The sequence below is a fragment of the Thalassospira lucentensis genome (assembly GCF_032921865.1).
In the GTDB taxonomy this organism is placed as follows: Bacteria; Pseudomonadota; Alphaproteobacteria; order Rhodospirillales; family Thalassospiraceae; genus Thalassospira; species Thalassospira lucentensis_A.
On the sequence record NZ_CP136684.1, the window covers coordinates 184,429 to 194,101 of the forward strand.

Genomic DNA, 9,673 nt, shown 5'->3' on the forward strand with positions numbered 1-9,673 from the left:
TTCTCAATCTCCGGGGCGCTGTTGTTTAAGCGCAGCTTCGTAATTTTTGCGTGCTTCATTCACCGTTGGCCGCACCGAAACTTCCGGCACGGCAACATCCCACCAATGGCCACCGGCATCGGTGCTTGGCAGGGGATCGGTATCAATGACAATGGCATAGGAACGGTCTGCCTTCCGGGCACGTTCCATCGCCGCTTCCAGTTCGCTGATCGACGATACCTTTTCGGCAATCGCCCCCATCGATCCGGCATGGGCGGTGAAATCAATCGCGGACGGCACCACATGGCGCGCGGTATCAAGAAGGTTGTTAAAACTCTCCCCGCCGGTTGCCATCTGCAGCCGGTTGATGCAGCCAAAGCCGCGGTTATCAAGGATCACGGTGATGATCTTGTGGCCCAGCATCACACTGGTCGCCAGTTCGGAATTCATCATCATATATGATCCGTCACCGACCGTCACCACGACCTCGCGGTCGGGCTGTGCCATCTTGACCCCAAGCCCGCCGGCAATTTCATATCCCATGCAGGAAAAGCCATATTCAACGTGATAACCATTGGGTTTTGCCGCCTTCCAAAGCTTGTGCAACTCGCCGGGCAGACCACCCGCCGCACAGACGACAATCGCATCGTCATCGACACTTCGCTGAACCGCACCAATCACCTGTGCATCGGTCGGGAGGGCATTGCCCGTCGGCGTTGCCGTTACCTTGTCCACCGCCGCAATCCAGTCGGATTTAAGCCCGGCATCAATCGCCGGTGCCCGGTAATCGCCCAGCATCCCGCCGATTTCGGCCAAGGTCACCCTGGCATCACCCGTTACCGCAATCGCATTGTGTTTGGCCGCGTCATAGGACGCGACATTGATCGACAGGATGCGCCGCTCCGGATGCTTGAACAGCGCCCAGCTTCCGGTGGTGAAATCCTGCAATCGTGTGCCGACCGCGATGATCAGATCGGATTTTTCGGCAATCGCGTTGGCACTACTGGCCCCCGTGACACCAATGGAACCAAGGTTAAGCTCATCATCCCACGGCATGGCGGATTTACCCGCCTGCGTTTCCCCGACCGGGATATTGTGACGATGGGCGAACTCGGCCAAGGCACCACACGCCCCGGCATAATGCACCCCGCCACCGGCAATGATCATCGGTTGCTTGGCCGCCTTGATCGCCGCCACCGCCGCGTCAAGCTGATCCAGATCGGCACGCGGACGCCGGGTTTTCCAGATTTTGGTATCAAAGAAACTTTCGGGCCAATCAAACGCCTCGGCCTGCACATCCTGACAGAATGCCAATGTCACCGGCCCGCAATCGGCCGGATCGGTCAGGGTCGCCATCGCACGCGGCAGGGCGGTCAAAAGCTGCTCGGCGCGCATGATGCGATCAAAATAACGGCTGACCGGCTTGAAACAATCATTGGCCGAAATCGTGCCATCGCCGAAATCCTCGACCTGCTGCAACACCGGATCAGGTGCGCGATTGGCAAACACGTCACCGGGCACAAACAGAACCGGCAGGCGGTTGACATGCGCCAAGGCCGCGGCGGTCACCATATTGGTAGCACCCGGCCCGATCGATGTCGTGACCGTCATGGCACGCTTGCGGTTCGATGCCTTGGCATATGCAATGGCGGCATGGGCCATGCCCTGCTCGTTATGGCCGCGCCATGTCGGGAAATCATCACCTATGCCATGCAATGCCTCGCCAATCCCGGCGACATTACCATGACCGAAAATCGCCCAGCACCCGCCGAAAAACGGTACACCGTCTTCGTTCTGCTGTTTGCTCAGATACCGCACCATCGCTTGGGCGGCGGTTAGTCGAACGGTTTTCATGCCGCTCCTCCCGATTTTTTGCGTGCCGCGTCCCATGTGGTGCAAAGCGCGCGATATTTTTCCGCCATCTGTGCAACGGCTGTTTGATCGTCAATGTTACCCGCAAGCCAGTCGCGCGCAACCCCGGCAAAGATCGTCCGCCCGACGGCAAATCCCTTGACCATGTCATGCTTGGCGGCAACTTCGAAACTTGCCACCAGTTCGGCTTCGGGCGCTTCAAGGCCCAGAACGACGATGCCCCGGCAATACGGATCATGGCGCGAAATCATGTCACAGGCATGACGCCATGCCGTGTCCGATTTCATCGGCTCCAGCTTCCACCAATCGGGATACACCCCGATTTCATAGAACCGCTGGATGATCTTTGCCGTCGTCTGATCATCACAGGCCGCAACCTTGGACGGGATGATTTCCAGAAGGAATTCAAGCCTGTTGGCCCGTGCCCCATCTGCCAGACGTTTGATGGTTTCTTCCTGATCGGCCTTCATCGCCGCGTCGTCATCGGGGTGATAGAAACACAGCACCTTGACGACATGCTCGACCGGCCATTCGGCAAGCTTGCTGCCAATATCAGGGCCGATTTCCAACCGTAACGGACGCGATCCCGGCAATTCAACCGGCCGCCCGATCCAAAGCCGGGTACCGGCTGCGGCATAAAGCGCATCACGGCCAAGGCGCGGTTCGCACAGGATGCCATAACCCGATTTGTCGCCCGCTACATCGCGCACCGAACGCAGACAAAGCTCCTTGAACGGCCCGATCCGGTCGCGCGAAACGCCAACCTCATCGGCCAGGTCTTCAAGCTGCATGCGGTGATCAAATGCAAAAACCCGCATTTCCGGCCAGTCACCAATCCGGTTCGTCGACCAATGGATCTGCTCCAGCTCCGCATCATGACGCAACGACGGGTTCTTGATCCCCCGCTTGAAAAAGAACTGCAATTCTTCCCAACTGGGATAGGCCGGCGTGCAGCCATGCCGCGACACCGCAAACGCCCCGCAGGCATTGGCATATTTAAGCGACGTTTCCCAATCCTGATCCGTCAGCCAGCCCTTGAGCAGGCCGGACATAAACCCGTCGCCAGCGCCCAGAACGTTAAACACCTCAACCGGGAAACCAGGGCCGGAAATACCGTCATCAAGCTTCGCACCAATCTTGCCGGTAAAGGCAACCGCCCCCATCGGCCCGCGTTTGCACACCAGCGTCGCATGCGACGTAACCCGCACATTTTCAAGCGCCTCAAGCGTATCGGTCGTGCCACCGGCAATGTGAAATTCTTCCTCGGTCCCGACAATCAGGTCAAACAGATGCAGGGTCGATTGCAGCTCCTTGGTGACTTTGTCCGATGCAATGAAGCGGTTTTCACCGTCCCCATGCCCCGACAATCCCCAAAGATTGGGCCGGTAATCGATATCAAGTGCTGTTTTGGCCCCATTTTCCCGCGCCAGTTTCAACGCCTTCAGAACCGCTCCCCGCGTGCGCGGATGCGATAAATGCGTCCCTGTCACCGTAACGCACCGCGCATCGGCGATGAATTCGGGATCAATGTCATCCTCGCACAACGCCATATCGGCACAGTTTTCGCGATAGAAAATCAACGGAAACTGTTCCTGATCGCGCACGCCCAAAAGGACAAGGGCCGTCAGACGTTCGGGGTCGGTAATCACCCCGCGCACATCCACCCCTTCGGCCACAAGCTGTTCACGGATGAAACGGCCCATATGCTCGTCCCCGACCCGCGTAATCAGGGCTGATTTCAGGCCAAGCCGCGCGGTTCCGCACGCCATATTGGTGGGCGATCCGCCGATATATTTGCTAAAGGATGCCATATCCTCAAGTCGGCCGCCGATCTGCGCGCCATAAAGATCGACCGATGATCTTCCGATGGTAATGACATCAAGCTTTTTCATCAGATCGTCCCCCCAAGCGATCCTTCAAGCTCGGCCAGTTCCTGACCGCCCGCCATCAGATCCTGCAATTCTTCGGGTTTGATTTCGCCCCGCTTTGCCGTGCCATGCGTCTGCCCGCGGTTCAAAACCGTGAAACGGTCGCCTACCGCCATGGCATGGCGCACGTTATGGGTAATGAAAATCACCCCGATGCCCGATTTGCGCACACGGTCGATGGTCGCAAGGACATTGGATGTCTGCCGCACGCCAAGGGCCGATGTCGGCTCGTCCAGAATAAGGACCTTGGCCCCGAAATAGACCGCACGCGCAATCGCCACCGTCTGCCGCTCGCCCCCCGAAAGGGTGCCAACCGCCTGTTCGGGTTCACGCAGATTGATGCCCATACGGGCCATTTCGTTCAGCGTGACGGAATTGGCATGATCGAAATCGATCCATTTGAACGGGCCGAAACTTTTGCGCGGTTCACGCCCCATCCAGAAATTGCGCGTCACCGACATCAACGGGATCATCGCCAGATCCTGATAAACGGTGGCAATGCCGCTTTCCATGGCGTCACGCGGGCTATCAAATGTGATTTCCTTGCCGCTGACCTTCATCGTCCCCTTGGTCGGTTTATGCACACCCGACATGGTCTTGATAAAGGTCGATTTGCCCGCACCATTATCGCCCAGAAGACAATGGCACTCGCCTTCCATCACATCGAACGACACCCCGCCCAGCGCAATCACCGGACCAAAATGCTTTTCGATATTGTTCATTTCAATCAATGGCGTGCTCATCACCGTTCTCCCGTGATCATGCGGCGGATATAGGTGTTCATGATGACGGCAAGGATCAGGATACCGCCCAGGAACACACGGAACAGCGAACTTTCAGCCCCGGCAAAAAACAGCCCCTGCTGAACCACACCGAAAATCAGCGCGCCAAGTGCCGCCCCGATGACCGAACCATATCCCCCGGTCAAAAGCGCGCCACCGATCACCACACAGATGATCGCTTCAAACTCTTTCAAAAGCCCGCGGTCGGCTGCCGCCGAACCGAATTCCATCACCTGACAGGTGGCGAAAACCGTGGCACAGAACGCGGTAAACATGAACATCAGGATTTTGACCCGATTAACCGGCACCCCGACATAGCGTGCTGCCTGCGCATCCCCGCCGGATGCGAAAATCCAGTTCCCGAAACGGGTTTTGGTCAAAAGCCAGTGCCCGAAAATCACCAGAGCCAGCGCCCAGACCACCAGCATCGGCAGGCCTTCAACAACCGGCTGACCGGCACGCGAACCGCGCGTAAAGGTATCAAGCAGCCCCAGATCGGCAAACCACTGGAACAGGTCCTTGAAAATCACCCCGCCAAACAGGAAAGCCAGCGGATCACCCTCTGCGGCTTCCTTGACCCCGCCAATAATCGTCTGGCGCGTGGTCAGGATGGATAACCAGATGGTCAGACCGCGCAGGATATAAAGAAACGCCAGCGTGACGATAAAGCTCGGCAGTCCGGTCTTGATCACAAGGAACCCGTTTAGCGCACCAAGGGCGACGCAAACGACGAAGGCCGCAATGATCGACAGCCACACCGGCCATCCCATATGCACCGACAGAATGGCAATCACCACCCCGGCAAAGCCGATCATCGATCCAACCGACAGATCAAATTCGCCAGCAATCATCAAAAGACAGGCGCCAACGGCGATAATGGCAAACTGCGCAGAAACCACGCCCCAGTTCTGGACCCCTTCGGGCGAGAACATGCCGCTATCGCCCGCGATCATGAAGAAGAAAACAAAGACCAGGATCGTGCCGCAAATAGCACCCAGTTCCGGTCGGATCATGGCACGTCGAAGGGTTGAGACTTGCTTGAGCCGCTCGTCCGTCATGACATCACTCTTTTATCTGGCAGGTGAATTTTGCCAGGGGGCGGCCAGATGCCAGCCCCCTGACGGGAGGTAACACTTAACGGAATTCGCCAGCGTATTTTTCAACAAGCGCGATATTGTCCTTGGTAATGAAACCAGGACCGGAATTGATGTTGCCGGATGGCAGAACACCATATCGTGCATAGTTGGTCAGGATAACGACCGGCAGATACCCCTGAAGGTAAGGCTGCTGATCGATGGCAAAGTTGATTTCGTCCTTTTTGATCGCTTCGGCGATTTCGCTGGAAAGATCGAACGTGCCAAACATGATCTGACCGGCAAGACCGGCATCACGAACGGCGGCCAGGGTCGGGTGCGCAGAGTTCGGACCAAGGGTCAGGATCGCATCCACATCCGGGTTGGAATTAAGATACGCCGCAACCTTGTTCTTCACTTCCGACGGGTCCATGCCGCTATCGATCATCTGGCTGCCAAGTTCGACACCCAGCGCATCGGCAAAGCCACGGCAACGTTCAACCGATGCCGGGTTGGTGATGTAATGGTTCACACAGACAAATGATTTCGCACCGGCGGCTGCGGCCCGTTTGCCTGCGCCGAAACCGGCATCATATTCCGGCTGACCGACATGCATCAGCGCGCCAAGCTCGGCGGACTGTTCAACCGTGCCGGAATTGATGGTGATCACCGGAATACCGCGATCAACCGCATCCATGATCGGGCCTTTAAGCACGTTGAAATCGGCGATGGTAACGATAATGCCGTCCGGGTTGGTGGCAGCCGCCTGTTCAACGATACGGGCCATATCGGCCAGATCGCCGGTCGGCGGGTTACGGTAATCAACCGTGACTTCCATCTGGTCGCCTGCGACCTTGATGGCATTCTTGATGGTGTTCCACCAGCTGTCCGAGTCCGGTGCATGGCTGATCAGAACGAATTTTTCGTCTTCTGCCGAAGCAGTCCCGGTCAATCCGGCAAAGGCAATGGCAGCGGCCGCAATTGCGGTCAAAGTCTTCTTCATCGTTAGCCTCCCTAGTGGCTTTGAAACGGGGCCGCATGTTGCGCCCCGATGCGTCGACTGAATGTTCAGTGAGCGGTCCGGCCTGTGATTTCTTGAGGCGTCACTTTTTACCGGGCCTCGCTTGCGGGCGTTAGGAACCCCAAATGCGATGAATGGAATTTTTATTCCATTTTTATTTTGATGCAACAAATTTTTTCTATTGCGCAGCCTGATCGCGCTTCGCCCCGATCGCAACCGCCAGCGAAATTGCCAGAGAAAGCGTGGCCGACAGCGCCCTGAACGCACCCACATCGACTTCGGACACCGCAAGTGTCAGGGCATCAATCCGCCGAAGCGGGCTGGTCATGGTATCGGTAATCGCCACCACCGGGTTGCCGAGTCCCCGTGCATAGGCCGCCAGATCGATGGTTTCCTGCGAATAGGGGGCAAAGGTAATGGCAATCATGACATCGCCCTTGCGGATGGCGTGGCGCGGGTTAAGCTTCCCCACCCCGTCATGCAGCACTGCCGGGATGTCCATTTTTTCAAACGCATAGGATAAATAACTCGCGACCGGGAATGCCCGCCTGAATCCGACAATATGGATCATCGGGGCTGCGGCCAGCACATCAACCGCCTCTTCAAGCGACCCTGCATCAATCGACGATGCCAGATTTTCCAGTGACAGCCGCCCGGCCTCGACAAACTCGGCCAAAAGCGCGCTTGGGCTATCGGCCCCGCTTGCCCGCAGATTTTCCAATCGCGTCGCGTAATCGGGCCATTTCTGGGCATATGTTTCGCGAAACATCTTCTGCATTTCGGAAAAACCCGAAAAGCCCAGCAACTGACAGAACCGCATGAAGGCCGATGGCTGTACCCCCGCCCCGGCGGACAGCTCCGCCACGGTCGAAACCGCAATACGGTCTGTATTCTGGGCAACGAATTCGGCGCATTGCCTCAATCTTTTGGGCATTGCCTCCGATATTTCAGCAAGACGATGATTGAATTCCTCAAGCGAGACCGGCGCGGTTTGGTCCGTCATGGCGTACGGGTTTCCTGTTTTTGTTTTTGCTTGACGCTGGATGTATTCCATGATCATCCATTTTATAGAATAAAAATTCTATTTTGATATCGGCAGGGAGTCCAGCGAAATGGCATCAATCGGAATTGGCCTGATCGGCACCGGTTTCATGGGCAAAGCGCATGCGCTTGCATTTGGCGCGGTGCGCGCTGTGATGGGCGATGTCCCCGATGTGCGGCTTGAACTGCTATGCGACACCCCGGCGGATAAGGCCCAAACCATGGCCGATCAGTTCGGCTTTGCGCGTGCTACTGACGACTGGAAGGCCCTGATTTCCGATCCGGCGGTCGATATCGTATCGATCACCACCCCCAATATGCTGCATTTTGACATGGCACTGGCCGCAATTGCGGCGGGCAAGCATGTCTATTGCGAAAAGCCGCTGGCCCTGACACTTGATCAGGCGCGCGCGATGCGCGATGCGGCGCGCAATGCCGCGGTCAAAACCATGGTCGGCTACAATTACATCAAAAACCCCGCCTTCACCCATGCCTGTAAATTGCTCCGCGAGGGTGCGATTGGCGATATCGTGCATTTCCGCGGCTGGGTGGACGAGGATTATCAGGCCAATCCCGAACTGCCATGGACCTGGCGCAGCACGATTGCCGATGCCGGATTGGGGGCGCTTGGCGATATGGGATGCCATCTGGTGTCAATGACCTATGGCCTTGTCGGCCCGATCGACAGCCTGATTGCCGACATGCAGACCGTTCACGATACACGCCCGCTGGCCGATGGATCAGGCCGGGCAAAGGTCGAAAACGAGGACACGGCAACCGCCCTTGTCCGCTTTGCCAGCGGTGTTCAGGGCAGCATTTCAACATCGCGTTCGGCATGGGGCCGCAAAAGCCGACTGGCGTGGGAGGTCCATGGCACCAAGGGCATGCTGTGCTTTGATCAGGAACGCATGAACGAATTGCAGCTTTACCGCAACGAAGGCCCGGCAGCAAAACAGGGCTTCACCACCATCCTGACCGGCCCGGAACATCCGCCTTATGGCAATTTCTGCCCCGCACCGGGTCATCAGCTCGGCTTTAACGACCTCAAAGTGATCGAAGCCGCCGCCCTTCTGCGCGCCATCCGCGACAATCACGCCGCCTATCCGGGCTTTGATGATGCGTTTGAATTCGAAAAAGTCATCCACGCGGTTGCCCTCTCGGCCCGCGAGGAACGGCGCGTAAAAATCGACGACCTTTAAACCCACGGCTTTATCGGAAGGGCTCAGAAGTCCGACTTATGTTCGGGCTTGCCCTTCCGCTTGCCCGATGCCAGCTCTTCAAGCTCCGCTTCGGACATGGTTTCTTCCATCTCTTTCGCAGCACCTTTAAGCTCGCTTTTCTTCTTCTCGCCCCGTTTGACCGAAAGCGCCAAACCGGCCGCCATCTGCTGTGCTTTGGATTTCGCAGGCATTGTCTCGTCCCTGTTTTGGATGTTTGCCCTGATTGTCAAACATCCAAAACAGGCCGGAAGTTCCAAAAAACGTTAAACCAGTTCATTGGAAAGGCCGTGATTTCAAATCGTCGGTACGACACCAATCTGTATGTACCACATCATATCACAGGAAGGTTTCCTCCATCGGGATGCCTTATTCGCTCGACGCACGACGATCCTTCGTTGCCGGTCACATTTCACGAATCGTACGCGCCGCACGCGACCATTTTGTTCTGGATCGATCCGGCTGATCAATCTTCACCGGCAATTTGCCGGTCGGGCGATGTATATCCTGCCTTTTACCGAACCCGGTCATCAATAGATGCAAGTAATTCAATACTATACGTTTGGTGTTGGTATCGAAGGCCTACAGGGGATTCTGATAAAGATATTTAACGTTCTGGGGCTGACACAAACCCAACCTTTGGCTGCATTTTCATTTATTTAACATACAATTTTTCACGACAGTCTCTTGCAAAACAGGGCCGATCACGGCCATATTCTTTCAGATATGGTTGGGGGAAACAGCCAATTGTGATGCGGTC

General features: G+C 56.6%; 8 protein-coding genes. 1 reads left to right on the forward strand and 7 read right to left on the reverse strand.

Annotated features, from left to right (window positions below; genetic code table 11):
- Positions 1–3 precede the first annotated feature (3 nt).
- From iolD to R1T41_RS01705, 6 genes are all read right to left on the reverse strand, one after another.
- A complete protein-coding gene (gene iolD / locus R1T41_RS01680) occupies positions 4–1,833 on the reverse strand; it encodes a 3D-(3,5/4)-trihydroxycyclohexane-1,2-dione acylhydrolase (decyclizing) (RefSeq protein WP_317339505.1) in 1,830 nt (609 codons plus the stop codon).
- The gene (locus R1T41_RS01685; protein ID WP_317339507.1) at positions 1,830–3,743 is read right to left on the reverse strand and encodes a bifunctional 5-dehydro-2-deoxygluconokinase/5-dehydro-2-deoxyphosphogluconate aldolase; all 1,914 of its coding nucleotides are present in this window, start codon (positions 3,741–3,743) and stop codon (positions 1,830–1,832) included. Before R1T41_RS01685 ends, iolD begins: the two co-directional genes overlap by 4 nt.
- Positions 3,743–4,522 (reverse strand): ATP-binding cassette domain-containing protein, encoded by a 780-nt coding sequence (locus R1T41_RS01690; protein ID WP_317339509.1) that lies wholly within the window; start codon positions 4,520–4,522, stop codon positions 3,743–3,745. The genes R1T41_RS01685 and R1T41_RS01690 overlap by 1 nt, the downstream gene beginning before the upstream one ends.
- A complete protein-coding gene (locus R1T41_RS01695) occupies positions 4,522–5,619 on the reverse strand; it encodes an ABC transporter permease (RefSeq protein WP_062953502.1) in 1,098 nt (365 codons plus the stop codon). Before R1T41_RS01695 ends, R1T41_RS01690 begins: the two co-directional genes overlap by 1 nt.
- Before the next feature lie 76 nt (positions 5,620–5,695).
- Entirely contained in the window at positions 5,696–6,637 is a 942-nt protein-coding gene (locus tag R1T41_RS01700) for a sugar ABC transporter substrate-binding protein (protein WP_317339512.1), read from the reverse strand.
- Between the two features lie 196 nt (positions 6,638–6,833).
- Positions 6,834–7,658 (reverse strand): MurR/RpiR family transcriptional regulator, encoded by an 825-nt coding sequence (locus tag R1T41_RS01705; protein ID WP_062953500.1) that lies wholly within the window; start codon positions 7,656–7,658, stop codon positions 6,834–6,836.
- Between the two features lie 109 nt (positions 7,659–7,767).
- On the opposite strand from R1T41_RS01705, the gene R1T41_RS01710 reads away from it, so the two are divergent.
- The gene (locus tag R1T41_RS01710) at positions 7,768–8,895 is read left to right on the forward strand and encodes a Gfo/Idh/MocA family oxidoreductase (RefSeq protein ID WP_317339514.1); all 1,128 of its coding nucleotides are present in this window, start codon (positions 7,768–7,770) and stop codon (positions 8,893–8,895) included.
- Between the two features lie 23 nt (positions 8,896–8,918).
- Here R1T41_RS01710 and R1T41_RS01715 read toward each other — a convergent pair whose 3' ends face one another.
- Positions 8,919–9,107 carry a DUF3008 family protein gene (locus R1T41_RS01715; protein WP_317339516.1) on the reverse strand — a complete coding sequence of 63 codons (189 nt, stop codon included), beginning with the start codon at positions 9,105–9,107 and terminating at the stop codon, positions 8,919–8,921.
- Positions 9,108–9,673 lie beyond the last annotated feature (566 nt).